The following is a 23,798-nucleotide window of genomic DNA, read 5'->3' as shown; positions in this document are numbered from 1 at the left end:
TCAGGCCACGGGTGCCGGACGTTCCGGGTCGTCATCGACGCGGGCGGAGGCCCAGCCGAGCGCGGTACGCGTTCCGTCGGCCTTGTCGACCCATACCTCCAGGTCGAGCCGGTCGCCGGTGACTGCGACGACGGCTCCGCCGGTGGTCAGTTCGTCGCCGACCAACGCGGGCGAGACAAAGCGCAGGTCCAGCTCACCGGAGGTGAAGAAGGTCTTGCCGAAGATATCGACGAGGTTGGCGATGATGAGCCCGGTCTGCTGCTGGGCCTGGACGATGGTGCGGTCAAGGCCGGAGGCCGCCGCCTTCTCCGGATGCGTGTGCACATTGGCGTATCCGCGCCCGGCCCAGGAGAAGACCGACATCTGGTCCTGAGTGAACGCGGTGGTGCGCTCGGGCAGCGCGGCGCGTTCGGGCGCGTCGAGCCTGGCCCGGCCGAGGGGTGGGACGGAGGGGTCCACGGTGCCGATCACTGTGCGTGTCCGCGCCTCGCCCGCCGTCCGGTGCTGGCCGGTGACCTCTCCCGCGACCGTCCGCATGATCTCTTTGCCGACGTGCCGCACGAGCAGCCGACCGTCATCGCCGCGGGCCTCTGCTTCCAGGACGACATAGCCCTGGCCGCGACGCTCGTACTTCTGCGTGTACCCGCCCTCGACGGTGACCGTCTCACCGACCTTGACGGGGGCGTGGAAGGTGAGGTGTTCGTGGGTGTGCAGCCCCTGCGCGGTATTGCCGTCGTAGTTCTCATAGAAGAGAAACAGCAGGTCATTGGCGAGCACCAGGGGATGGCCCACCGGACCGCCGAACGGCGAGTCACCGAAATACCAGGATCCGTAGTCATCCTCGCTGTAGGCGTAGTCGAGCACCTTGCGCCTATCGACGGTCACCGTCACCGGCCCCATCGGCTCCGGGATCTCGACCAGCTCGTAACGAGCCTCTTTCAACTGCGGCGTCCGCGACTTCATCGTCACCTCCGAGTACAAAAATCCAGTCGTCTAGACGACTGGTCCTTACCGTAGGTTTGCGCGCTCGCAGCTGTCAATGGGCGTGCATCAAGGAGAAGGAATGCAGAACTCCGGTTACCGCACGGCAATGTGCCTGGTGGACGAGGTGACGGCGCGGATGGTCAGCCGGAGCACCCGGCTCAGCGCACCGCCGTACGAGGACGGATGGCACGGCGAACACCCGCGTGTCCCGTGCGGGGAGACACCGTCCGAGGTGTCACAGGTCGTTGCCCGCGTAGGAGAGGTTGAAGCTCTTGTTGGTCAGCGGGAAGTCCGGGACGATCGTGTCCGTCAACGCGACCGGCAGGGCGGGCCAGTTGAAGAACGACGGGTCGACCGGCTTGACCCGGGCAAGGGTGCCGTCGGGGGCGAGTTCGACACGGGTGGCGATGGTGCCGCGCCAGCCCTCCACCAGACCCACGCCCGTGCCGGGGCCCGCGCCGGATGGCGGCTGGGCCGCGACCATCGCCCCGGGGACGGCCAGTCCGTCGGCGAACTCCTCGATCAGGGCGAAAGAGGTCTCGATTTCCTGGGCACGGACGAGGAAGCGGGCCAGGACGTCACCGCTGTCGTGCACGGGCACATCGAGTCGCGCACCGTATCCGGTGAACGGATGCGCCACACGGGCGTCATCGGCGATGCCGCTGGCGCGGGCGACGTAGCCGAGGCAGCCGATCTCCCGGGCGGCGGCGGTGCGCAGGATGGCCGTTCCGGTGAAGCGGTCACGGACGGTGGAGTGGCCGAGGGCGAGGTCGACGATCTCCCCGATGTCCTCGCGGATCGCCTTGAGCGCCGCCGGATCGGGCAGCGCGCGCAGGGCGGCACCGCCGGGGACGACGCCGCCGCGCAGCAGCCGGTGCCCGGTGACGTCCTTGTTGAGGCGCAGGAGCCGCTCGCGCACCCGCTGGGCATGGGCGTTGAGGATGCCGTGGCCGACATCGTTGCAGAGCATGCCGAGGTCGGCGACGTGATTGTGGATCCGCTCCAGCTCCAGGAGGAGTGCGCGGGCGCGCCGCGCCGCCACCGGCACGCCGGTGCCGGTGGCCTCCTCCACGGCCAGGCAGTAGGCCAGGGCATGGCCAACGGCCGTGTCGCCGCTGATGCGTTCGGACAGCGGGAGACCCGCGGCCACCGAGCGTCCCTGGAACAGCTTCTCCACACCTCTGTGCACGAACCAGAGGCGGGCCTTGAGTTTGAGGATGGTCTCGCCGACGACGGAGAAGCGGAAGTGGCCGGGTTCGATCAGACCGGCGTGCACGGGTCCGACGGGGATCTCGTACACGCCCTCCCCCTCGACCTCCAGGAAGGGGTAGGGACCCTCCTGTTCGCCGAAGCGCGGCGGTGGCCCGGCGTCGGGGCGCATGGGGTACCAGCCGCCGGGCCAGTGGAAGTGGCGGACCAGACGGCGGGGCAGGGGGTGGTCGAGGGGGACGATGCCGAACAGGTCGCGCATCTCGCGCTCGAACCGGCCGGCGGGAAAGGACAGATGGGCGAGTGTGGGCACTTCCGGCCGGTCGGGGTCGAGGCGTACGTGCAGTTCGGTGCGGGTGTCGGGCGAGCCGGCCACGAACAGGTACACCACACGCGGTCCGGCCTCGTCGAGGTGGGCGGCCACCAGCGCGAGACGGTGCCCTTCGGCCAGCAGCCGCTTGACCCGCTGCGGCAGTTCGGTGACGTCGACTTCGTGCGTGGTGCGCATCGCTTCAGTCTCCGATCGCCTGGGCGGCGGCGTGCAGCAGGTCGGTGAGCGGGCCGGAGGTCACGCCGAGGGCGGCGCAGGCGATCAGGCCCAGGGCGAGCGGCCAGACGGCGGTGCCCTCCGGGCCCGCGGGCGGGGCCGGTGCCGGGCCGAGCAGCATCCGGGCGGTGCGGGAGGCGAGCGCGGCGAAGGCCACCAGCACGAGCAGCAGGGCCGCCGCCGTGGCCCAGGAGAGCCCGCCGCCCGCGAGGAAACCGGCGCGGGCGATGCCGAGTTCGGACGCGAAGAGGCTGAACGGCGGGAACGCCATCAGCGCCACCACCGCGAACCCGAACAGGCCCGCCACAGAGGGCACGCGGGCGAGCAGCCCGCGCACCCGGCCGATCCTCGCGGTGCCGGTCAGCTGGAGGATCAGGCCGGAGGCACAGAAGGCGACGGACTTGGCGAGCCCGTGCCCGGCGATGTGGAGCAGCGCGGCGGAGAGGGCGAGCGGGCTGCCGATCGCCGCGGCCAGGGCGATCAGGCTCATGTGTTCCATGCTGGAGTAGGCCAGCATCCGCTTGTAGTCGCGCTGGGCGAGCAGCAGTGCGGCCGCCAGGGCGAGGGTGAGCAGGGCGATCCCGGCGAGCAGGACGCGGGTGAAGTCCGGGCCGAGGGCGGCATCGGCGATGACCCGGTAGCGCAGGATCGCGGCGAAGGCGACGGAGAGCAGCACCCCGGACATCAGCGCGGAGACCGGCGCGGGCGCCTGGCTGTGGGCGTCCGGCAGCCAGGCGTGCAGCGGGACCAGACCGGCCTTGGCGCCGAAGCCGAGGACGACGAGCGTGATGCCGAGCCGGGTGACCGCCGGGTCGAGACGGTCGGCGTGGGCGACGAGGGTGGGCCAGTCGAGCGCCCACGCCTCGGCGATGCCGGCCTCCCGGGCGGCGTAGTAGATCAGGACGGTGCCGAGGAAGGCGAGCGCGATCCCGGCCGAGCAGATCACCACGTATTTCCAGGCCGCCTCCACCGACATCCGGGTACGGCGGTGGCCCACGAGGAAGGCGGTGACGATGGTGGTGGCCTCGACGGCGACCCACAGCACGCCGAGGTTGGCGGTGACGACGGCCAGGCACATCGCGGCCAGGAACGCCTGGACCAGGACGTGGTAGCGCCACGCCGTCCGGTCCGTCGCACGCCCGGCGGCCCGCTCGCCCCTCAGATACGCGGGGGCGGAGCCGCAGGCGATCAGTGCGACGGCGCCCACCACCAGCAGCATCCACGCGGTCAGCCCGTCCGCGCGCAGGAGGCCCGCGTACGCCCGCCGAGGTCCGCCGTCGACCACGTCTGCCGCGAGCAGGCTCCCGCAGGTGAGGATCACCGCGGGTGAGCCGAGCCCGATCCAGTCCGGCCCGTGCCGCATGGGCACCTTGTCGGGCTCGGGCGCCTCCGCCACCAGGACGGAGCCTTGCGCGGACACTCGCTGCCGGGCCCCGGAGCCCACCGCGGCGGGGGCCGGGGCGGTCGAGCGGGTGCGCAGTGCGGCGAGCGCATACCCGCCGGCCACCGCCAACGGCACGGCGGCGGGCGCGGTGAGGAGCAGAACGGAAGCAAGAGGGCTCATCAGTCGTGCAGCTCCCGCAGGTCATCGATGTCGGTGGTGCCGAACGCCTCCCGCATCCTGGTGGTGAGGATCTGGAGCACCAGCACCGCAAGCAGTACGTCGAAGGAGACGCCGAGTTCGACGATCAGCGGTACCCCGGAGGTGGCGAGGAAGGCGGTGGCGGTGATGCCGTTGTCCAGCAGCAGGAAGCCGACCACCTGGGCCAGTGCGCGCCTGCGCGTGACGAGGACGAAGAAGCCGATCAGGACGACGGCCAGGCCGACCGGAAGGGCGCGGGTGGCGGAGGTCGGGTTCAGCTCGGTCAGCGGGCGGGCCACCGCATAGGCGAGCAGCGTCAGCAGCGCCGCGGTCAGCAGGGAGGCGGCGACGTTGACGAGGGGCTGTGTCTCCCGGGCCTCCGCTCCCCCGTCACCGTACCGCTGCCGGTCCCCGGTGAGCGCGGCCAGGGCGCGCCGCATCAGATACGGCAGGAGGCCCGCCCTGAGGGCCCCGATGCCGAGCCCCACGGCGATCAGGTCCCAGCGTTCCTCGTGCGCGCCGAGCAGGACGGCGATCGCGGCCAGTGCGAGGCCCTGGAGCGCGAAGACGCGGACGATCGAGGTCAGTTCGCGCCGCCACAGCACGATCACGGCCGCCAGCAGGAAAGCACCGCAGGCGAGGTCGAGGAGCTGGGTGTACAGGCCGCCGCTCATGACGCTCCTCCCAGGAAGTACGAGGCGGTCACCGCGAGCAGCGCCAGCAGGAAGGATCCGGCGAGCAGTTCGGGCACCCTGAACAGTCGGACCTTGGCCCAGAACACCTCGGCCGCCGCGAGCACCGCGCCCAGCAGACAGACCTTCGCCGCGAACAGCACCAGCGCGAGGGCGAGGGCGGCCCAGGAGGCGCCGGTGGCGATGCCCCAGGGCACGACCAGGGAGGACAGCAGGCCGAGCAGCAGGGTCAGCCGCATCTGGGCGCCGAGTTCGACCAGGGCCAGGTCGGGGCCCGCGTACTCCAGCACCATCGCCTCATGAATCATGGTCAGTTCAAGATGGGTGGAGGGGTTGTCCACCGGGATCCGCCCGGTCTCCGCGAGCACCGCCACCGCGAGCGCGGCCGTGGCCAGCAGCCCGGCCGGGGAGGCAAGGCGGGCCGGTTCATTGGCCGCGCCGGAGACGATCGCCGGGATGTTGGTCGTCCCGGCCGGTATCGACAGGGCGAACACCGACAGCAGGATGGTCGGCTCCACCAGGGCGGCCACCGTCATCTCCCGGGAGGCGCCCATCCCGCCGAAAGCCGTGCCGGTGTCCAGCCCGGCCAGGGCGAGGGCCATGGTGCCCAGCGCGATCAGCGCCACCACCACGATGAGGTCCGCGTGCCCGCTCACCGGGGTGTCGGTGGACAGCAGCGGTACGAGGGCGGCGGCCACGACGGCGGTCGCGACCAGCAGCGCGGGGGCCGTCCGGAAGGCGGGCCCGGTCCCCACCGGGGTGATGGGCTCCTTCCGCATCAGCTTGCGGGCGTCCCGCCAGGGCTGGAACACCCCGGCCCCGGCCCGCCCCTCCAGGCGGGCCCGAACCTGCCGCATCCACCCCGTCACCAGGGGAGCTCCGGCTCCGACCACGACGACCTGGCCGACCACGGCCGCGTATTCGACAGCGGTACTCATCTGTTCGCTCTCACCAGCCCACCGCCAGCGCCAACAGCAGGACGACCAGGCCGACGAAGCCATAGCCGAGGTAGAGGTGGACGCTGCCGCCCGCCAGCCGCCGGGCCGCCTGCCCGGCCCCGGCCAGCGAGCGCAGCACCGGCTCGTACCACCGGTGCTCGATCCGGTCGGGCACCCGCCGTTGAAAACGCACCCGCTCCACCAGGTACGCCGACTCCCGCACCGGGGTGACGTCCACGTCCTGCTCGGGAGCGAGGACGTCGTCGAAGACCCGCTGCAACGGTTCGGCGAACGAGGTCGCCGTGTACGCCATGCGCGGAGTCGGCGCCCCGCCGCCGCAGTCCCACAACCGGGCGTTCGCCCGGCTCCGACGCCGCCCGTACAACCGGGGCAGTCCGGCGGCCAGCATGAGTGCGGCGGTCAGGGCGGCCACCACCCAGACCGGCGACAGCGACGCGGAGATGTCAGCGAGCCGCAGCCGCACTCCACCGCCGGACACCGCACCGGTACCGGGCAGCCCGACCGCGCTCACCGCCCGGTCCAGGCCGTCCCCCAGCAGCCCCGGCACCAGCGCGAGCGCCACGCATCCGGCGGAGAGCAGTCCCATCCCGGCGATCATCAGCGGCGGTGCCTCCCGTGCCGACTCGGCCCGCGGGCTGCGCGGCCGGGCGAAGAAGCCCACCCCGAGCGCCTTGACGAAGACGGCGGCGGCGATGCCGGCCGACAGCGCGATCAGCGCCACGGACAGCGGCAGGACGACGGCCACCGCGACCCCCGGCACCTGGAGTCCGTGGATCAGGGACTGCAACAGCAGCCACTCGCTGATGAAGCCGTTGCCCGGGGGCAGCGCCACGGCGCCGAGCGCGGCCACTGCGAACAGCCCGGCCGTGACCGGCATCCGAGCCCGCAGCCCGCCCAGGAGATCGAGGTCCCGCAGGCCGGTGGCCCGCAGCACCGACCCGGCCGCGCAGAACAACAGAGCCTTGAACGCCGCGTGGTTGACCACGTGCAGCAGCGCCGCCGCCAGGGCCAGCGCGGCCAGCGGCCGGTTGCCGTAGGCGGCGAACAGCCCGGACGCCCCCACGCCGATCAGGACCAGCCCCATGTTCTCACTCGTCGAGTAGGCCAGCAGCCGCTTCAGATCGGAGGCCATCGCCGCCTGAAGGATCCCGTACACGGCACTGACCCCGCCGACCGCCATCAGGCCCAGCCACCACCACGCCGGACCGCCGCCGAGCAGGTCGAGGCCGGTGCGGACGAGGCCGTAGACGCCGAGGTTGACCATGGCGGCGCTCATCAGCGCCGAGACCGGGCTGGGTGCTTCGGGATGGGCCCGGGGCAGCCAGGCGTGCAGCGGCACCGCACCCGCCTTCGACGCGAACGCCGCCGCGACCAGGACGAACACAAGCCCGCGCACCGTGGGCGACACGGTGTGCGCGCCCGCCCGCAGTGCGGCGAAGGTGTCGCCGCCGGCCCGCTCGGCGAACAGCGCGAGCCCGGCGAGCAGCAGCACCAGGCCGAGATGCGTCATCACCGCGTACCAGACACCCGCCTGCCGTACCGAGGCCCGCTCGCGGTGTTCGGCGAGGACCAGGGACAGCGAGCCGAGCGCCATCAGCTCCCACAGCACCAGGAACGTGGACACCGACGCCGCCACGGGCACCAGCACCAGGCTGAGCGTGAACAGCGGCAGCGCCGCCTGCGCCGTACGCGAGCCGAGCCCATGCGGACCGTGCCCGGCCGCGTAGCCGATGCCGTACACCGCGACCGCGACCACGACGGCCCCCGCCACCGCCATGAAGAGGCCCGCCAGCGCGTCCACCGCCACATGCGCCCCGGCCAGCGGAAGCACCCCGGGGAGGGTGGCCGCCCAGCGGCCGCCGCCCAGCGCGGCCACGCCCGCCGTACCACCGCTGATCCCCACGCCCGCCGTCAGCACTCCCACGACCGGCACACGCAGCCGGTACGGCAGCCCGAGCCCGGCCAGCGCCCCCGCACCGCCCAGCCCCGTGGCCGTCGCGAGGGCGGCCGGAATCGCGCTCACCGCCCGGTCACCCTCCTGAGTGCCGCCACGATCGCCTCCGGCTCGGGCGGGCACCCCGGTACGGCGAGATCCACCGGTACGACGTCGGCGACCGCCCCTTCGACGCCGTATCCGCCGGTGAACTCCCCGCAGTCGATGGCGCAGTCCCCTACCGCCACCACCAGCCGTGGCTCGCCCATGGCCGCCACCGTGCGGCGCAGCGGTTCGGCCATGTTCCGCGTCACGGGCCCGGTCACCATGGCGACATCGGCGTGCCGGGGCGAGGCCACCAGCCGCGCCCCGTACCGCTCGGCGTCGTACACCGGGTTGAACGCGGCGGCGATCTCGATCTCGCAGCCGTTGCAGGAGCCCGCGTCCACACAGCGCACCTGCACCGAGCCGCCGAACTCCCGCGCCGTCTCCGGCACATCGTCGCGAGGGAGTGGCGGCGCGGGCTCGGCCACCCGCCCGGTGGTACGGATCTTGCGCAACAGGCCCATGAACCCTCTTCCCGCAACGGTGAGGACGTGTCCGGCAGGTGGCCAACGGACCACCCCACCCGTGGAGTTACTGTGTTTTTCCGGTGTTTTGCCTAGGTTTGCCAAATATTGCCGCGGGTGAAGGCGATCGCCTCCCGGTGCGCGGAGCGCGCTGTCCAATCCCGGGAGACGATCGCCGTCCGATGGCCGCCGCTACGACGGCGGCTTCCCCTCCGGCCGGGCCGCCTTCAGGTCGGCGAGCAGCTCCGCCTGCCCCGCCAGCACGCCCGACAGGATCGAGCGCGCCACCCGCAGCAGCTCCGCCACCTCCGGGGTGGCCGGCGAGTAGTACACATTCGACCCCTCCTTGCGGGTCCGCACCAGGTTCGCCCGCCGCAGCACGGCCAGTTGCTGTGAGAGATGCGCGGGCTCGATACCCACCTCGGGCAGCATCTCGGCGACCGCGTGCTCGCGCTCGCTCAGCAACTCCAGGACACGGATACGGGCCGGGTGGCCGAGGGTTTTGAAGAACTCGGCCTTCAGCTGGTACAGCGGCGTACTCACCGTGCCGTCCCCTCCCCGGTCCAGCAGCACGGCCCCACCGGCCGGGCCTCGGCGCATCGCATCCACCCACTCATCAACAACACGCGGCGCACCCTCGCATGCGGCACCGGCCGGGCCGGATGGGCACCGAGGAAGCGAGCCGCCGAATCCCGCGGTGATGACCTCAGTAATTGCGAAGGTTAGCAATTACTGAGGTTATAAGGGAGGTCTCGGGGAGTTCCTGATGACCGTTACTGAGGAGAGTGGATGTGACGTGCCTCTCATCCGATCCACATCCGGCGGACGGCCGCACCTGTCACACATCCACACCGCACTCGGTCATGACTGCGACATCGCATATGGCAGTCGGACTAGGGAGAACGATGAGGAACATCCTGGTGGTCGGCGGGGGCTTCGCGGGCGTGTGGGCCGCGGCGGGAGCCGTACGGGCCATGCGTGAGGCCGGCGAGGCCGGTGAGGAATTGCGGGTGACGCTGATCAGCGGCGGTGACGACCTGGTGGTGCGGCCGCGCCTCTACGAGGACGACCCGGAGAGCAAGCGGGTGCCTTTGGACCGTGTCCTCGGCCCGATCGGCGTCCGTCGCGTCACCGCGACGGTGACGGACATCGACACCCGGGCCCGTACCGTCCGGGCCGTCGAGCGGACGGGCAGGGAACGGAGCCTCGCGTACGACAAGCTCGTCCTGGCCACCGGAAGCCAGCTGGTGCGCCCCGACCTCCCCGGCGCGCAGCACATCTTCGACATCGACACCCTGCCCTCGGCCGCCGCACTCGATCACCACCTGCGGCGGCTCCCCCGGCGTGCCGCGTCCCCGGGCCGGTATACGGCAGTCGTCGTGGGCGCCGGGTTCACGGGCGTGGAGATCGCCACCGGCCTTGGCGAACGGTTGCGCGCCATCGCCGATTCGCAGGGCACGGGCGAGGAGGTGCGGGTCGTACTGGTCGATCGTGCCGATGTCCTCGGCCCGGAGCTCGGCACCGGCCCGCGCCCGAGCATCGAGGGCGCGATCGACGAACTGAAGATCGAGTGCCGGCTGGGGCGCACCGTGACGTCGGCCACCGCCGAGGAGGTCACCCTTTCCGATGGTGAGGTGATCCCCGCGGTGACCGTCGTATGGACGGCCGGCATGGCCGCCAGCCCGCTGACTGCCCGGATTCCGGGGGAACGGGACCGGCTGGGACGGCTGAGCGTGGACGCGTATCTCCGGGTGTCCGGAGTTCCCGACGTGTACGCGGCCGGCGACACCGCGGCCGCGCCGGCGGAGGACGGCCACCGCACCCTCCAGAGCTGCCAGCACGCCCTGCCGATGGGGAAGTTCGCCGGACACAATGTGGCGGCCGACCTCCTGGGAGCCGACCCCCTGCCCTTCACCCCGGATCCCTACACCACCACCTTGGACCTCGGGCCGGCCGGCGCCGTCTCCACATCCGGCTGGGACCGGGTGGTTCAGCTGGCCGGCGAAGAGGCCAAGCGTCTCAAGCAGGACATCAATACGGTGTGGATCTACCCCCCGCTCGACGACGCGGAGCAGCTCCTCGCCCAGGCAGGTCGCTTCTCCAACCTCTGACAACACAGGCCGCGGGGGCGGCCGCACAGATCGCGGGGACGGCAGCACAGGCCGCCAAAACGTCGGAAGTGCCCCGCTCGGCGTCGAACGGAGCTCTTTACTGGTTATTTGCCCCTCGGCATGCTGGTGATGTGCCCGGGCCGGCCACGGCCCGGTGCTCATCCACACCGCGACGGGGGCAGAAGCGATGATCGAAACAGTGTTCAAGACCGAGGACTTACCGGTGGCCGACCGGGTCGACGCGTGGCGGGAGAAGTTGTCCAGGATCCACGCGCCCGTGGACCTGGTCTGCCGTCCCGGCTCCGACTTCCGCACACAGCAGCGCGTCGTCCGACTGGGGAGCGCGCTCGTATGGCCTTCGGTCTGGTCGCCGCAGACCGTCAGGCGGACACCACGGCTCATCGGCCGCTCCGATCCGGAGATGGTCCATCTCTCGCTGATCATCAAGGGCAGCGTGGGTTTCCGGATGGGCGGCCCGGACGCCCTGTACGGCCCGTACGAGCTCCGCACCAACGACTCCTCCCGCCCCTATGAGATCCTCATGGGCCCCCGGGGCGAAGTCGTGGACGCGGTGAGCGTCGACGTGCCCCGAGCGCGCCTGCCCCTGTCCTCGGACGATCTCGACCGGGTGATCGGTCGCCGGATGACGGGACAGGAGGGCGTCGGGGCCCTGCTGGCGGCCTTCCTCACCACCCTGGTGGACAACGCGCGTTCGTACACCGCAGCCGACGCGCCCCGGCTGGAGACGGTCCTGCTCGACCTGCTCGCGGCCGTGTTCGCGAACGGGCTCGACGCCATGGACCGCCTGCCCGCCGAATCCCGGAGGCGGACGCTGACCCTGCGCATCCAGGCGTTCATCCGCGACCACCTGCACGACCCCGGCCTGACGCCGACCGCCATCGCCGCCGCGCACCACATCTCGACCAGCCATCTCCACCGGCTGTTCCAGGACCGCGAGACCACCGTGTCCGGCTGGATCCGCCAGCTGCGTCTGGAGCGTGCCCGCGAGCAACTCGCCGATCCGGCCCGGAGCGATGTCCCGGTGCATCTCGTCGCCGTGCGCGCGGGCTTCGAGCACCATCCGGTCTTCACGCGTGCGTTCCGCTCGGCCTATGGCATGTCGCCCCGCGACTACCGCCGCCGTGCCCTGCTCCAGGAGACGGGGACGGATCGTCAAACAACCGTGGACTCTGCGTCAACACGTCGGCGCCCGCTGCCCGGAGGATGACATCAGTCGCCTGAGACCGGGCGGCTGACATCAACGGGGAGAAGTTCATGACCGCGATCGAATTCGATCACGTGCGGTACGGCTCGACCGAGCCGTGCGTGAAGACGTTCCAGAAGGCCCTCATCGCCGCCGGCTACAAGATCCCGTCCGGCGCCACCGGCAAGTACGGCGACGAGACGAAGAGCGCCTGCGCCAAGTTCCAGCGAAAGCAGGGCTGGTCGGGCAGCGGGGCGGACGGACTGCCGGGCAAGGAGACCTTCGCCCTGCTCGGTCTGAAGGACGGGGGGCACCGGTCGGGCCGGGTGGCCTCACCCGTGCCCGGCCACAAGGTCACATACGCATACGGCGTCCGCAACTCGAGCTACTCCTCCGGCTACCACACCGGGGACGACTACGCGGCATCCACCGGCACCCAGGTGGTGGCGGTACGGGCGGGCACCATCGCCTGGTCCAACGACGACGGTGGCCCGTACGGGAAGTGGATCTGCCTGCGCGCGGACAACGGCAGGGACTACATCTACTGCCACCTGTCCCAGCGCGGCGTCTCCAAGGGAGACAAGGTGAAGGCGGGCGAGAAGCTCGGCAAGGTCGGGGCGACCGGCAACGTGACCGGTCCGCACCTGCACTTCGAGGACCGTCCCCGCGGTGGCGGGTACGGCAACGACCGCAAGCCCTCCTGGTGAGCACGGGCCATCCACGGCACTCACCGCACACTCACCTACCAGGAGGTTTCCATGGCAACACCCTTGTCCGCGGCGAAGCTCCTCGCCGCGCTGCGCGCCGAAGGCGTACGGGTCGTGGAGGTCGGCGACTGGCGCACGCACAACCGCAACCATAAGGGCGCCTGGGGCCCCGTCCACGGTGTGGTGATCCACCACACGGTGACCTCGGGCACCCAGAATTCCGTGGCCATCTGCCGGGACGGCTCCAGCTCACTGCCGGGCCCGCTGTGTCACGGCGTCATCGCCAAGGACGGCACCGTCCACCTCGTCGGCCACGGGCGTGCCAACCACGCCGGCGGGGGCGATCCCGAGGTCCTCGAGCGGGTGAAGGCCGAGGACTACGGCACCCGCCCGCCGAAGCCGACGCGCGGCAACGCCGACGGCGTGGACGGCAACGCCCACTTCTACGGCTTCGAATGCGTCAACCGCGGCGATGGCGAGGACCCCTGGCCCGCGGCACAACTCGAGGCGATCGAACGCGTCGGCGCCGCGATCTGCCGTGCCCACGGCTGGACCGCGCGCAGCGTCATCGGCCACCTCGAATGGTCCGAGGACAAGATCGACCCGAAGGGCTTCCCCATGCCCGGGATGCGTGACCGCGTCGCGGCCCGCCTGGAGAAGACACCGAAGGCCGCGCTCGTCGCCGGGTGAGTGAACCCTGTGGCCCGTGTGGGGTGCCTCCGTACGAAGGCACCCCACACGGGCGTCGCCCTGGGACCCCCTCGTGGAGGCGCCGTACCCGCGTAGGGACCGTCGTCCAGGTAGGGCGCGGACTTTGCGGGGCGGCGTCAATCGGTCAGCGAAGCCACGTAGGGAGCCAGCTTGGCCGGATTCATGACCCACATGATGCGTTCGATGCCCCGTACGGACACCTCGACGCAGAGCAGCGCCACCGCGTTCCCACCGGCCGAGACGAGGACGGCCGACCTGCCGTTGGCCTCGACCCAGCGAATGTCCGCCTGAGGCCAGAACCGTGGGGCGAAGGCGGCAAGGTACTTGGAGACGCGCGGACGCCCGATGACAGGGATCCTGGACGCCCCGCGCGCTCCTCCGCCGTCGGAGTAGCTGGCCACGTCCTTGGTGAGGACGTCCTCGAGCACCGTCAGATCGCCGGTCCGGGCCGCGGTGAGGAACACCTCCAGCAGACGCCGGTGAGCGGCGGGGTCGGCCGGCTCCCTGCGCTCGGCCGACAGGTGTTTTTTGGCGCGGCTCACCAACTGGCGCGTATTGGCTTCGCTCGTCTCCAGGATGTCCGCGATCCGCTTGTACGGGTAGTCGAAGGCATCCCGCAGCACGTAAGCGGCCCGTTCCACGGGGTTGAGCTTCTCCAGGAGGAAGAGCACGGCCAGGTCGAGCGCCTCGGCTCGTTCCGCACCCAACTGCGGATCCGCGCGGGTGTCGACCGGCTCCGGGAGCCAGGGGCCGACGTAGGACTCACGCCGCATCCTGGCGGACTGGGCAAGGTTGATCGCCAGGCGGGTGGTGACCGTCGTCAGGAACGCCGCAGGTTCCTGGATGCCGGAGCGGTCGGTCCTCTGCCACCGCAGCCACGTCTCCTGGACGATGTCCTCGGCATCCGCACTGGTGCCGAGCACGCGGTAGGCGATACCGAAGAGTCGGGGACGCGCTGTGATGAAGTCCTTCATCGCCTGGTCGAGGGAGCCTGCGTCATCCCCGTCGCGCATGCATGCCTCCAACTTTGCGTCACCATGCTACAAGCCCCACAGACCCGGCGCCTTCGCCGGGCGCGGCCACGGGCGTCAGGGGCCGAGGCCGCAGCACACTGGAACAACGCAGGTCTTGCACTCGTCAGCAGAGGAGGACGCGTGGTGAAAGTGGGACCGGGACGTTCCACCGCGGCCGCATGGGTGGCCCGGTATGCCCAGCCCGGCGCGGGTTTCCGGGGGGCGTACTTCAGCGGCTCAACCGTAGGGCTTCCGGACGATGCCGAGCTGCCGCCCTCCTCCGACATCGACATCGTCGTTGTCACCGCCGAGGATGACCCACCCGCCAAACCGGGGAAACTCCGCTATCGCGACACCTTGCTGGAGGTCAGCTACCTGCCCTGGTCACAGCTCCAGTCCGCCGACGACGTCCTCGCCTCGTATCACTTGGCCGGCAGCTTCCGCACCGACACGATCATCGATGACCCCACCGGCCACCTGCGCACCGTGCAGGCACACATCTCGGGCAGCTTCGCCGCCCGGCACTGGGTCCGCCGCAGATGCCAGGACGCCCGCCACCGGATCGAGACCCGGCTGGCGGCCATCGACCCCTCAGCGCCGTTCCATGAGCAGGTGATGGCCTGTCTGTTCCCCACCGGCGTGACCACCCATGTGCTGCTGGTCGCCGCCCTCCGCAACCCGACCGTGCGGCTGCGCTATCTGGCCGCACGCGAGGTCCTCGCCGACTACGGCCATCTCGGCCTGTACCCGGAACTGCTGGACCTTCTCGGCTGCCGGCACCTGCCCGCCCGGCGCATCCAGCACCATCTGCGCGAACTCACCAAGACGTTCGACGCCACCGCCGAAGTCGCCAAGACCCCGTTCTTCTTCAGCAGCGACATCACCCCGGCGGCACGGCCGATCGCGATCAACGGCAGCCAGGACCTCATCGACCGCGGCGACCACCACGAGGCCGTCTTCTGGATCATCGCGACCTTCGCCCGCTGCCACACCATCCTGGCCGCGGACGCCCCCGAGCTGCACCACGCCCTCGCCCCCGCGTTCCGGTCAGCCGTCACCGACCTGGGCATCAGCTCCAGCGAGGACATCCTCCACCGCGCCGAAGAGGTCATCCGCTTTCTGCCCCGCCTCTGGCGGACCACCGAGGACATCCTGGCGAGCAACCCCGGCATCGGCGAGTAGCGGGCAGCACGCCCCTGCCGCCGCGGACCGGTCGTCGGTCATGGCGCCGGTCAGGCGTCCCGACTCACATCCCGGCGAAGGCGGCTCGCAGTTCATCGGTCACCGCGTCCAGGCAGCTGCCGAAACTCGTATGTCCTCCGGCCTCGATCCAGCGCCGGAAGGCGTTGCCGAAGGCCACCGTGGCGAGCTGTGCGACCAGTTCGGCCGTCCCGGTGTTCACCTGACGCCGCATCAGGGCATCGCGGATCGCCTCGGTGATCGCGGCCGTCTTGGTCCGTTCGCGCTCCTGCAACTCCGGGCTGGCGTCGATCACCGCCCGGCGCTCCGTCACGCCGTCCACCTGCTCGACGAGCTGGGCACCGACTCGCGCCAGCGCGTCGAGGACGGCGGCGAGCGGAGCCGCGTCCGGGTCTGCCGCCAGGACAGCCTCCGCCAGCGCCGGGGGCAGGAGCTCCGAGCCGCCGAAGAGGACCTCGCGCTTGTCCGGGAAGTAGCGGAAGTAGGAGCGCCGGGTTAGTCCGGCCCGCTCGGCGATATCGGTCACCGTCACGTTGTCGTAGCCGCGCTCCAGGTACAGCTCCAGAGCCGCCCGCTTCAGGCGCTGCTCGGCGCCCGGATCCCACCTCGCCATGGGTTGACCCTAACAGGTGATGTCCCACTGTGTCGTCAGTGTTAGCCTGCACTCACGACACACTGTGTCATCACCGGGGACGCCCGTCCCCGGTGCGGCCCGGAGCAGGCAGGGTGACGTTCACATGACCGAGATCAGCGGGACCGGCAGGACGACAGACGAGAACAGGACGAACGACGAGGTATGGATAGTCGGGGCGACCGGCCGGGTCGGCCGGGGCGTGACCGCGCGACTGGCCGCGCGGGGGCTGACGGTCGTGCCGGTCGGGCGCAGCCGGGAGCGGATGGTCGCCGCCGGGGCCGAAGCCGGTCTGCCCGGGGACATGAAGATCGTCGTCGCCGACTCGGCCGAGCGGATCGCGGACGAGATCATGCGAGAGCGCCCACGGGTGGTCGTGAACACGATGGGCGCTTACGCCACCACGGCACCGGTGATCGCCCGCGCCTGCATGCCCGGCGGCCACTACGTCGACCAGGCCAACGACGTGGTCGCCGTGGCGGGGCTGCTCGCCCTGCACGACGAAGCGGTGCGGGCGGGCAGCACCCTGGTCACCGGCGCCGGATTCGGTGTGCTGGCGACGGAGGCGGTGGTGGCGAAGCTGTGCGAAGGGCGGCCCGCGCCGCACCGGGCGCGGGTCGACTCCGTGGCCTCGGTGGCCGTCGAGGCGGGTGTGCTCGGCGCCGCACTTGCGGCAAGCCTCGTGGACGCGCTCACCACCGGCGGGCGGCGGTACGAGAACGGGCGGCTGGTGACGTCGCGCCTCGGCGCCGACCCGCGGCGACTCGCCTTCCCGGACGGGGAGTCGGCGAAGTCGGCGGGGGTCGCGTCCGGCGAGCTCATCGCGGCGCATGCGGTGAGCGGAGCGCCGTTCGTCACCGCCACTTCCGCTCTCGCGCCGACCTCTCCGCTGATGCGTGCCCTGCTCCCGCCGCTGGGCCGTCTGCTGTCCGTTCCCGCGTTGCGACGCCTCGCCGTCAACCAGCTCGGCCGGGTACGGATCAAGAAGGCCACGCCCCGTCCGCGCGAGCATTCGTGGGGGCACGCCGTCGTCGAGTGGGCGGACGGCACCCGGCGCGAAGGATGGCTCCGCGCCGGCGACGGCATGGACTACACGGCCGACGTCACCGCCACCGTCACCGAACTGCTGGCCCGTGGCGTCGGCATCCCCGGCGCCTGGACGCCGGCGGCCGCCCTCGGGCCCGACCTGGCGACGGCCGCGGGCGGCACCTTCGTCCTGGACTGACCAGCACCGATGCCCGCCATCCCGCGGGTCCGGTTCGAATGGTTCCCGGGCGCGATGGCTTCCGCTCGGGCACGCCCGCCCGCACCGCGTAACGGCTGCCGTAGAAGAGCGATTCGACCTCGGCGGTCAAGCAACCGGCTCAGTTTCGGACGTTCACCGTGACCAGCATGGTGAGGTCCTCGCCATAGCCGCGGGTACGGACGGGCGCCGCCCCGCCCAGGTTCAGTGCTGGTCGCGGGCGGCAAGCACATGCCGGTCATGGAGCCTGAGGCGGACGACGGCGGCGTCGAGCAGCTCAGTGGTGAGTCCGTACCGCCGGCCCTGTGCGGCGAGGGAGGCCAACACGTGGTCGACCTCGGTGGGGCGTCCCTGCGCCACGTCCCGGTACATGGAAGGAGCGAAGGGCGATCCCTGTTGCGAGAGCGTGGCCAGGAGACCCGCTTGCGCGGCCTCCGGCAGCGGATGACCGGCCGCGCCGGAGACGGCCGCGGGCTCCTTCAGGACGGCCGCGGCGAATTCCCGGCCGCCCGGCACACCGGCCACCTCTCCCACGGTGGCCTGGGCCAGACAGGTGATGACCGTGGCGGCGCTGATGAAGACCCACTTGTGCCACATCGAGGTGAGGATCTCGCCCGAGACCTGGAAATCGAATCCGGCCGCCCCCAACGCGGCCGCGGCCGTCCGCAGCCTCGGCGTATCCGCTCCGTCGAGTTCGCCGATCTCCATGCTCGCGGTGGACGCGCCCACGGTGATCGTTCCATCCGGTGCAAGCTGCGCCTCGATCTTGACGACGCCTCCCAGGACCGCTCCGGGGAAGCGGGCGTCGATCGCGTCCAGGTGGTCGATGCCGTTGAGGAACGGAATGATCGCCGTGTGGGTTCCCACGGCCGGGGCCACGTCGCGCAGGGCCGCGTCGAGCGCGCCGCCCTTCACCGACAGGAGGACGAGGTCGTAGGGGCCGGTGAGGTCAGCGGCGGTCACCAGCTTCGGACGCAGCCGCTCCACTTCGCCGGCTTCACCGCCGGCCGAGATCCGCAGGCCCTTGCTGTTCAGTTCTTCGGCGCGCGCCGGCCGCACCAGGAAGGTGACGTCGCGGGATGCCTGGGCCAGCTTGGCCCCGAAGTACCCACCCGTGGCTCCGGCGCCGACGACGAGGATCCGTGTCATGGGAAGCGTTCCTTTGCGTGTTCACCTGCGTGTTCACCTGCGTGTTCACCTGCGTGTTCACCGCCCGCGGGGCGGTTCTCCTGGCGGTTTTGGCCGCGCCGTCAGTGGACGTCGGCCCGGGAGTGCGCCATACCGGCATTGTCGGCCGTCGCGGTCCGGGCCGCGCGGTCCCGGGCGGCACCACGGGTGAGCTGGACGCCCACGAACGTGCACAGCAGGCTCAGGCACGCGGCCAGCAGCCAGGAGACGCGGAACTCCTGCCGGGAGGACGGCCCGATATGGGACCCGACGACGGCGACGAGGATGGCGACCCCCACGGTGGCGGAGATCTGCCGCACGGAGTTGACCAGGGCGGACCCGGTGGCCGAGCGGTGCCCCGGCAGGGCGCTGACCCCCGCGGCCACCAGCGTGCCCAGCGCCAGGCCCACCCCGACTCCGCTCATGATCATGCTGGGCAGCAGGTCGACCCAGTAGTCGGGCGAGGCGGAGGCGAAGCCGGCCCGCCAGAGCATGCCGGCGGCGAAGAGCAGTCCGCCCGCGGCGATCAGCGGGCCGTGCCCGAACCGCTGGGCCGCACGCGCGGTGAGCAGGGTGACGACGGGCACCAGGGCCGGCCCCGGCACCATCGCCAGACCGGTGCGCACCGCGCTCCAGTGCCAGACCTCCTGGCACCACAGAACGTTCGACAGAAGCATGATCGCGAAGGCGACACCGAAGACGAACGTCCCCGCGTTCGCGGTACCGAACCGGGGCAGTCGCAACAGGTCCAGTTCGAACAGCGGGTGACTGTGCCGGACAGAGCGCAGGACGAACGCCACTCCGCTCAGCACCGCGGCCACGAAGAGCAGGACGGTCCTGCCATCCAGCCACCCCCAGTCGGGTGCCTGGACCAGAGCACCGGACAGGGCCGCGATCGCGACCGTGACCAGCAGCGCGCCCAGCATGTCGGGCAGCGGCCCGCTCTCCCGAGCGTCGGTCCGCGGCAGCACCAGGAGGCCGGCGACCACGGTGGCGATACCGATGGGCACGTTGATCACGAAGACCCAGCGCCAGTCGACCTGGACCAGCAGACCTCCGGCCACCGGTCCCGCCGCGGCGGCGAGCCCGCCGATGGCCGCCCAGTTCCGGGTCGCGCGGGTACGGCCCTCGGCCGGCACGGTGGCCAGCAGAAGAGCCAGGGAGGTCGGCAGCTGGGCCGCGGCGCCGACCGCTTGCACGGTACGGGCCAGTACGAGCGCCCACAGGTCGGGCGCGAGGGCGCAGGCCAGCGAAGCGAGCGTGAAGACGGTGACGCCGCCGAGGAAGACGGGCCGCTGCCCGATCCGGTCACCGGCCCGGCCGGCCACGACGAGCAGTGCGGCCAGCGCGATGGCGTAGGCGTTGAGGACCCAGGACAAGGAGCCGAGCGTGATGGCGTTCCCCTGTCCCGGCGAGAACGACGCGCCCATCGCGGGCAGGGCCACATTGACGATCCACAGATCGAGGTTGGTCATGAAGACCGCCAGCAGGATCACCACTCCGGCGAGTCTCTGCTTTGATATTCCAATCACCCTTGCCATGAGGTCCACCCCAACACAATACGGTTTGATTTTCAAATCACTGGGCAGGCTTACGGGCGTCCGCGCCGCACCGACCGCCCTCTCGCCCGCCTTCCGGGGCCGGCCCGCCCCGGCAATCGAGGCTTTGGTAACCAAAGCACCCGGTGTGATACTGGCGATGTGACAACGAAACGCATCGATCCGCACGAGATGACCGGACGCCCCTGTTCGATCGCCGCCTCGCTCCAGGTGGTCGGTGACCGGTGGGCACTGGTGGCGGTCCGCGAGGTGATGCTCGGAAACCACCGGTTCCGGCAGATCGCCAGAAACACGGGCGCGCCCACCGATCGCCTGTCCGCACGTCTGAAGGACCTGGTCGCCGCGGGTGTGCTGACACGGCACCCGCTGCCGGACGATCCCCGGCACGACGGCTACTACCTCACCGACGCCGGGCGGGACCTCGTGGGCGTCGTCAGGGAACTGCTCCGCTGGGGAGACCGCTGGGCCGTGGCCTCACCCCCGATGCGCATGCGCCACCACGACCATGAACTCGTACCGCGGACCGTCTGCGAAAGCTGTGGCGAGAACGTGGATCCCCGCGATGTGCACCCCGAGGTGACCGTCACGGGCTGGACCCTGGCGGGCCCCACCGACTGACCCGGACCCTCCCGGCGACAACGGCTCCGCCCTCGCCGATGAGCCATGCCGCCCCTGGATCACACCGGGGTCGTCTAGGGCCTGTCCGGGGTTGTGATCTGGGCTCGCGGGGCGTGGCACGCTCCCCCAGCTACCGCTGGGAGGTGCCCCCTCTCGCCGCGTTGCCGAAACGCCCTAGTAGCTCCGCTACGAGGGCCTTCCGGCGCCTTGCGATCGCACGCACCACGCCCCGCTCCCTGATCCAGATCACAACCCCGGACAGGCCCTAGAGGCTCGGGTGACTCGCGATCGTTTCGTGGTAGGTCTTCCCGCGGCTCATCCCGAGCACTCTGGCGATGGGCCGCCGCGTCAGAGCGGTGGCGATCACGTCGCCGACGCGAGGCGACAACGCCTCGCCGAGCAGCAGCATATTGGCCGTCCGCGGCAACACGACACGTCGCCTCCGGCGCCGGACCGCGACCACCACGGCGCGCGCGACGTCTTCCGATGACAGCGGAGTCATGTGTCGGAACGGAGGAGGCATCTCCGCTTCCTCCGCCTCCTTCAACAGGTCGGTGGCGGTGAGCGCCGGATGGATCACCGAGACCTGGATATCGCCGCCGGCCACCTCCTGGCGAAGACTGTCGGAGAACGCGGAGACCGCGTGCATCACGATCGCGTATGAGCCGAAGCGAGAAAACGCCTTGCGCCCCATCACGGACGACATGTTGACGATCGCGCCGGACCCCTGTCGCCGAAGTACCGGGAGCACGCGCCGCGTTACGTTGATCATCCCGAAGAGGCTCGCTTGCAGCGTTTGGCGGACATCGTCCTCGAACGCCGCCGATTCGATGGCCCCCACCTTCCCGATTCCGGCGTTGTTGACCAGCACGTCGATCCTTCCGAACCGGTCCATCGCAGCGTCCACCAGGGCTGCCACAGCATCGCGGGAGGTCACATCGGTCGGCACCGACAGCACCTCCGAACCCAGATCGCGAGCTTCGCTCTCCACCTGAGCGAGTCGATCGGCCGACCGGGCCGCGAGCACGAGCGTCGCTCCCTCCCGGGCAAAGGCCAAGGCCACGGCCCTGCCGATGCCTCGTGACGCGCCCGTGACGAGTACCACCTTGTGCGTGAAGTCGGCGTTCATGCGCTTTCCCTTCGTGATGTATATACAACATGCGCCGCTGAGGCGCGCTTCAGCCCGCCCGTTTCCCTAGGCGCCCGCCGGGGCGTACCCCATGCCGCTCGCGATCCCCTGGATCGCGCTCACGCCCGCCGTTCCGAGAAGCTCCGCGGCCTGCCGCTGAGCCTGCCGCCACTCGGGCATCACGGACTCGATCTTGGCCCGTCCGGCGGCGGTGAGCGCCACCTCCCGCATGCCTTTGGCATCAGCCGACACGGCCTCGACCCAGCCGTGGTTCAGCAGCAGACTCAAATTTCGGCTGACCGTGGACCTCTCCAGTTGCAGCACGTCACCAAGGCGCGATGGCGGACACGGGCCGACCTTGCCCAACGCGGCCAGAAGGTTGACCTGAGCGATGGTCAACCCATGACCGTCCAGAGCGCTGTCGTAGAGGCTTGTGAGAGCCCGGCCGATCAGCCGGACCCGCACCGCCAGACAGTCGCCCACGATCTCGTCGATGGAAGAAGTACTCACCCCTCCAATGTTGCATATACAGCAAGAGAGGTCAACCACGGCAAGCGGAGGCCGACCTCCCCGCTCCACGGAAATGTGACGCAGGCCACTCGAACAAGAAAACCCGAGCGCTGATCGTGGCGTCTGGTAGGTGTGAGATCACTCAGGAGAGCCCCGCACGAGCTGGACGAGGAACGCCTCCTCCGGCTGGTCGCCAAGGGGGACCGCGGGGCGTTCGACGAGCTGTACCGGCGTACGGCGCCATGGCTGGCGGTGAGGCTGCGGCGCCGCTGCGTGGACGAGCAGATCGTTGCCGAAGTCATGCAGGAGACGTATCTGTCGGTGTGGCGTGCGGCTGGAGCGTTCGGCGGCAGCTCAATCGGCGGAACGGCCGTCGGATGGCTCTGGACCATCGCGGCCCGCCGCCTCATCGACGCCTTCCGGTCCCGGGCCCATCACGCCGAACCGCCGCCCCTGGCCGCGGAACAGGCTCCCGCGCCCGCGGCCGAGGAGGTGGCGCTCGCCGGAACCGTCGGTGGCGAAGTGGGCGACGCGCTGCGGCACTTGGCACCGGAACTCCGACAGGTGCTGGAGGCCATGGTGCTCGACGGATTCTCCGTCAGAGAGACCGCCGTTCTGCTTGGACTGCCCGAAGGCACGGTCAAGACCCGTGCCCGCCGGGCGCGGACCGCGATGCGAAAGGCGCTGACATGAGCCCGGAACATGCCTCGAGTCGGCTCATCCACGACTACGCACGTGGCGAGACCGGTATCGCCGTCGACGAACTATGGGCCCTGGAATCACATCTGGAGACATGCGGGTACTGCCGGGACCGGCTGGCGAAGGCCGTCGCCGTCGAAGCCCCCGGCATCGTCACTCTCCTCGGCTCCGTGCGCAGCGGCCTGGAGTCCCGGCTGGACAACGTCGAACCGATGCCGTTCCGGCGTCGGCGCTGGGCGCGGTTGCCGACCTGGGTGACACCGGTGATGGGCCCATGGCTGGTCATGATCGTCAGTCTGCCGCTGGTCGCGCTCCTGCTCGACGTCGCGGCGCCTGGCTTCGGGAGTGTGCCGCTGGTCCTGCTGCTGGCCCCCGTGCTGCCCCTGGCCGGCGTGGCCACCGCCTGGTCCCGCAGCCTGGACCCGGCGCATGAACTGGTGGTGTCCACCCCGCGAGCGGGGCTGAACCTGCTGCTGCGCCGCACCACCGCGGTGCTGGCCCTGCTCGTCCCCACGCTGCTGTTGAGCGGATGGCTGACCGGGGTGACGGTCGCGCAATGGCTGCTGCCCTCTCTGGCCTTCACCACGACGGCGCTGGCGTTGGGCAGCGTCATGGACATCAGCCTCGCGGCCGCCGCGCTGGGGTCCGTATGGGCGGTCCTGATCCTGGCGCCCGCCCTGGTGACCAATCGTGCCCCGCTCGTCCTCCAACCGGAGCGGTTGCCGGTCTGGGGGGTGCTGCTCGCCCTCGGCGCCGGCGTCGTACTCGTACGCAAGGACGCCTACTCCCTGCTGAAAGACCCTCACCGATCATGAGAAAAG

General features: G+C 70.8%; 22 protein-coding genes and 1 pseudogene. 9 read left to right on the top strand and 14 right to left on the bottom strand.

The window, feature by feature from the left end; genetic code table 11:
* The 8 genes from AB0E24_RS31470 to AB0E24_RS31435 all read right to left on the bottom strand — a co-directional run bounded on the left by AB0E24_RS31470 (nt 1) and on the right by AB0E24_RS31435 (nt 9,018).
* Entirely contained in the window at nt 1-963 is a 963-nt protein-coding gene (locus AB0E24_RS31470; protein ID WP_359382105.1) for a MaoC/PaaZ C-terminal domain-containing protein, read from the bottom strand.
* Between the two features lie 256 nt (nt 964-1,219).
* Nucleotides 1,220-2,701: a hydrogenase large subunit gene (locus tag AB0E24_RS31465; protein ID WP_359382102.1), complete on the bottom strand. Its 1,482-nt coding sequence runs from the start codon at nt 2,699-2,701 to the stop codon at nt 1,220-1,222.
* Between the two features lie 4 nt (nt 2,702-2,705).
* Nucleotides 2,706-4,304 (bottom strand): proton-conducting transporter transmembrane domain-containing protein, encoded by a 1,599-nt coding sequence (locus AB0E24_RS31460; protein WP_359382099.1) that lies wholly within the window; start codon nt 4,302-4,304, stop codon nt 2,706-2,708.
* Entirely contained in the window at nt 4,304-4,996 is a 693-nt protein-coding gene (locus tag AB0E24_RS31455) for a hypothetical protein (protein ID WP_359382096.1), read from the bottom strand. The genes AB0E24_RS31460 and AB0E24_RS31455 overlap by 1 nt, the downstream gene beginning before the upstream one ends.
* Nucleotides 4,993-5,952, bottom strand: a complete 960-nt coding sequence (locus tag AB0E24_RS31450; RefSeq protein WP_251771892.1) for a respiratory chain complex I subunit 1 family protein — start codon at nt 5,950-5,952, stop codon at nt 4,993-4,995. The genes AB0E24_RS31455 and AB0E24_RS31450 overlap by 4 nt, the downstream gene beginning before the upstream one ends.
* A gap of 10 nt (nt 5,953-5,962) precedes the next feature.
* Nucleotides 5,963-7,996: a proton-conducting transporter transmembrane domain-containing protein gene (locus AB0E24_RS31445; protein ID WP_359382093.1), complete on the bottom strand. Its 2,034-nt coding sequence runs from the start codon at nt 7,994-7,996 to the stop codon at nt 5,963-5,965.
* Entirely contained in the window at nt 7,993-8,475 is a 483-nt protein-coding gene (locus AB0E24_RS31440; RefSeq protein WP_069868259.1) for an NADH-quinone oxidoreductase subunit B family protein, read from the bottom strand. Before AB0E24_RS31440 ends, AB0E24_RS31445 begins: the two co-directional genes overlap by 4 nt.
* Before the next feature lie 192 nt (nt 8,476-8,667).
* On the bottom strand, nt 8,668-9,018 hold the full coding sequence (locus tag AB0E24_RS31435; RefSeq protein WP_099017284.1) for an ArsR/SmtB family transcription factor: 351 nt from the start codon (nt 9,016-9,018) through the stop codon (nt 8,668-8,670).
* Between the two features lie 362 nt (nt 9,019-9,380).
* Between AB0E24_RS31435 and AB0E24_RS31430 the strand changes: the two genes are divergently transcribed.
* The 4 genes and pseudogenes from AB0E24_RS31430 to AB0E24_RS31415 all read left to right on the top strand — a co-directional run.
* The gene (locus tag AB0E24_RS31430; protein ID WP_079153337.1) at nt 9,381-10,586 is read left to right on the top strand and encodes an NAD(P)/FAD-dependent oxidoreductase; all 1,206 of its coding nucleotides are present in this window, start codon (nt 9,381-9,383) and stop codon (nt 10,584-10,586) included.
* Between the two features lie 187 nt (nt 10,587-10,773).
* Entirely contained in the window at nt 10,774-11,814 is a 1,041-nt protein-coding gene (locus AB0E24_RS31425; protein ID WP_100804919.1) for a helix-turn-helix domain-containing protein, read from the top strand.
* A 47-nt stretch (nt 11,815-11,861) separates the two neighbouring features.
* On the top strand, nt 11,862-12,497 hold the full coding sequence (locus tag AB0E24_RS31420; protein ID WP_069868261.1) for a peptidoglycan DD-metalloendopeptidase family protein: 636 nt from the start codon (nt 11,862-11,864) through the stop codon (nt 12,495-12,497).
* 51 nt (nt 12,498-12,548) lie between these two features.
* Nucleotides 12,549-13,163 (top strand): annotated as a pseudogene (locus AB0E24_RS31415) (N-acetylmuramoyl-L-alanine amidase); the annotation flags it as partial.
* A 161-nt stretch (nt 13,164-13,324) separates the two neighbouring features.
* Here AB0E24_RS31415 and AB0E24_RS31410 read toward each other — a convergent pair.
* Nucleotides 13,325-14,221, bottom strand: coding sequence for an RNA polymerase sigma-70 factor (locus AB0E24_RS31410; RefSeq protein ID WP_359382087.1), 897 nt, complete (start codon nt 14,219-14,221; stop codon nt 13,325-13,327).
* A 144-nt stretch (nt 14,222-14,365) separates the two neighbouring features.
* Between AB0E24_RS31410 and AB0E24_RS31405 the strand changes: the two genes are divergently transcribed.
* Entirely contained in the window at nt 14,366-15,403 is a 1,038-nt protein-coding gene (locus AB0E24_RS31405; RefSeq protein WP_093702394.1) for a hypothetical protein, read from the top strand.
* A 64-nt stretch (nt 15,404-15,467) separates the two neighbouring features.
* Here AB0E24_RS31405 and AB0E24_RS31400 read toward each other — a convergent pair whose 3' ends face one another.
* Nucleotides 15,468-16,034 (bottom strand): TetR/AcrR family transcriptional regulator, encoded by a 567-nt coding sequence (locus AB0E24_RS31400; RefSeq protein ID WP_069868263.1) that lies wholly within the window; start codon nt 16,032-16,034, stop codon nt 15,468-15,470.
* Nucleotides 16,035-16,158: 124 nt separating this feature from the next.
* Between AB0E24_RS31400 and AB0E24_RS31395 the strand changes: the two genes are divergently transcribed.
* Entirely contained in the window at nt 16,159-17,277 is a 1,119-nt protein-coding gene (locus AB0E24_RS31395; RefSeq protein WP_359382083.1) for a saccharopine dehydrogenase family protein, read from the top strand.
* A gap of 222 nt (nt 17,278-17,499) precedes the next feature.
* Here the strand turns inward: AB0E24_RS31395 and AB0E24_RS31390 are convergent, their stop codons facing one another.
* Together AB0E24_RS31390 and AB0E24_RS31385 are read right to left on the bottom strand one after the other, a co-directional pair.
* Nucleotides 17,500-18,444, bottom strand: coding sequence for a ketopantoate reductase family protein (locus AB0E24_RS31390; RefSeq protein ID WP_351383618.1), 945 nt, complete (start codon nt 18,442-18,444; stop codon nt 17,500-17,502).
* 101 nt (nt 18,445-18,545) lie between these two features.
* Complete coding sequence (locus AB0E24_RS31385; RefSeq protein WP_079153372.1) at nt 18,546-20,003, bottom strand: MFS transporter; 1,458 nt, start codon at nt 20,001-20,003, stop codon at nt 18,546-18,548.
* 159 nt (nt 20,004-20,162) lie between these two features.
* Between AB0E24_RS31385 and AB0E24_RS31380 the strand changes: the two genes are divergently transcribed.
* Nucleotides 20,163-20,639: a winged helix-turn-helix transcriptional regulator gene (locus AB0E24_RS31380; RefSeq protein ID WP_079153339.1), complete on the top strand. Its 477-nt coding sequence runs from the start codon at nt 20,163-20,165 to the stop codon at nt 20,637-20,639.
* A gap of 265 nt (nt 20,640-20,904) precedes the next feature.
* Here the strand turns inward: AB0E24_RS31380 and AB0E24_RS31375 are convergent, their stop codons facing one another.
* Entirely contained in the window at nt 20,905-21,768 is an 864-nt protein-coding gene (locus AB0E24_RS31375; RefSeq protein ID WP_099016372.1) for an SDR family NAD(P)-dependent oxidoreductase, read from the bottom strand.
* 66 nt (nt 21,769-21,834) lie between these two features.
* On the bottom strand, nt 21,835-22,278 hold the full coding sequence (locus tag AB0E24_RS31370; RefSeq protein ID WP_359382077.1) for a MarR family winged helix-turn-helix transcriptional regulator: 444 nt from the start codon (nt 22,276-22,278) through the stop codon (nt 21,835-21,837).
* A 132-nt stretch (nt 22,279-22,410) separates the two neighbouring features.
* Here AB0E24_RS31370 and AB0E24_RS31365 point away from each other — a divergent pair, with 132 nt between their 5' ends.
* Together AB0E24_RS31365 and AB0E24_RS31360 are read left to right on the top strand one after the other, a co-directional pair.
* Nucleotides 22,411-22,971 carry an RNA polymerase sigma factor gene (locus tag AB0E24_RS31365; protein ID WP_099016370.1) on the top strand — a complete coding sequence of 187 codons (561 nt, stop codon included), beginning with the start codon at nt 22,411-22,413 and terminating at the stop codon, nt 22,969-22,971.
* Nucleotides 22,968-23,792 (top strand): zf-HC2 domain-containing protein, encoded by an 825-nt coding sequence (locus tag AB0E24_RS31360; protein WP_359382073.1) that lies wholly within the window; start codon nt 22,968-22,970, stop codon nt 23,790-23,792. The genes AB0E24_RS31365 and AB0E24_RS31360 overlap by 4 nt, the downstream gene beginning before the upstream one ends.
* The last annotated feature ends 6 nt before the right edge of the window (nt 23,793-23,798 follow it).

Origin of the sequence: Streptomyces malaysiensis subsp. malaysiensis, assembly GCF_040653035.1 — a bacterium.
In the GTDB taxonomy this organism is placed as follows: domain Bacteria; phylum Actinomycetota; class Actinomycetes; order Streptomycetales; family Streptomycetaceae; genus Streptomyces; species Streptomyces malaysiensis.
Note: the sequence above shows the minus strand (reverse complement) of the source record. Positions and strands in the feature narration are given on the sequence as shown.

Coding starts and splice junctions, on each gene's coding strand:
- AB0E24_RS31450 (WP_251771892.1), bottom strand. CDS start 5,952: ATGAGTACCGCTGTCGAATACGCGGCCGTGGTCGGCCAGGTCGTCGTG.
- AB0E24_RS31410 (WP_359382087.1), bottom strand. CDS start 14,221: ATGCGCGACGGGGATGACGCAGGCTCCCTCGACCAGGCGATGAAGGAC.
- AB0E24_RS31470 (WP_359382105.1), bottom strand. CDS start 963: ATGAAGTCGCGGACGCCGCAGTTGAAAGAGGCTCGTTACGAGCTGGTC.
- AB0E24_RS31440 (WP_069868259.1), bottom strand. CDS start 8,475: ATGGGCCTGTTGCGCAAGATCCGTACCACCGGGCGGGTGGCCGAGCCC.
- AB0E24_RS31460 (WP_359382099.1), bottom strand. CDS start 4,304: ATGAGCCCTCTTGCTTCCGTTCTGCTCCTCACCGCGCCCGCCGCCGTG.
- AB0E24_RS31425 (WP_100804919.1), top strand. CDS start 10,774: ATGATCGAAACAGTGTTCAAGACCGAGGACTTACCGGTGGCCGACCGG.
- AB0E24_RS31375 (WP_099016372.1), bottom strand. CDS start 21,768: ATGAACGCCGACTTCACGCACAAGGTGGTACTCGTCACGGGCGCGTCA.
- AB0E24_RS31390 (WP_351383618.1), bottom strand. CDS start 18,444: ATGACACGGATCCTCGTCGTCGGCGCCGGAGCCACGGGTGGGTACTTC.
- AB0E24_RS31395 (WP_359382083.1), top strand. CDS start 16,159: ATGACCGAGATCAGCGGGACCGGCAGGACGACAGACGAGAACAGGACG.
- AB0E24_RS31455 (WP_359382096.1), bottom strand. CDS start 4,996: ATGAGCGGCGGCCTGTACACCCAGCTCCTCGACCTCGCCTGCGGTGCT.
- AB0E24_RS31385 (WP_079153372.1), bottom strand. CDS start 20,003: ATGGCAAGGGTGATTGGAATATCAAAGCAGAGACTCGCCGGAGTGGTG.
- AB0E24_RS31430 (WP_079153337.1), top strand. CDS start 9,381: ATGAGGAACATCCTGGTGGTCGGCGGGGGCTTCGCGGGCGTGTGGGCC.
- AB0E24_RS31400 (WP_069868263.1), bottom strand. CDS start 16,034: ATGGCGAGGTGGGATCCGGGCGCCGAGCAGCGCCTGAAGCGGGCGGCT.
- AB0E24_RS31360 (WP_359382073.1), top strand. CDS start 22,968: ATGAGCCCGGAACATGCCTCGAGTCGGCTCATCCACGACTACGCACGT.
- AB0E24_RS31420 (WP_069868261.1), top strand. CDS start 11,862: ATGACCGCGATCGAATTCGATCACGTGCGGTACGGCTCGACCGAGCCG.
- AB0E24_RS31465 (WP_359382102.1), bottom strand. CDS start 2,701: ATGCGCACCACGCACGAAGTCGACGTCACCGAACTGCCGCAGCGGGTC.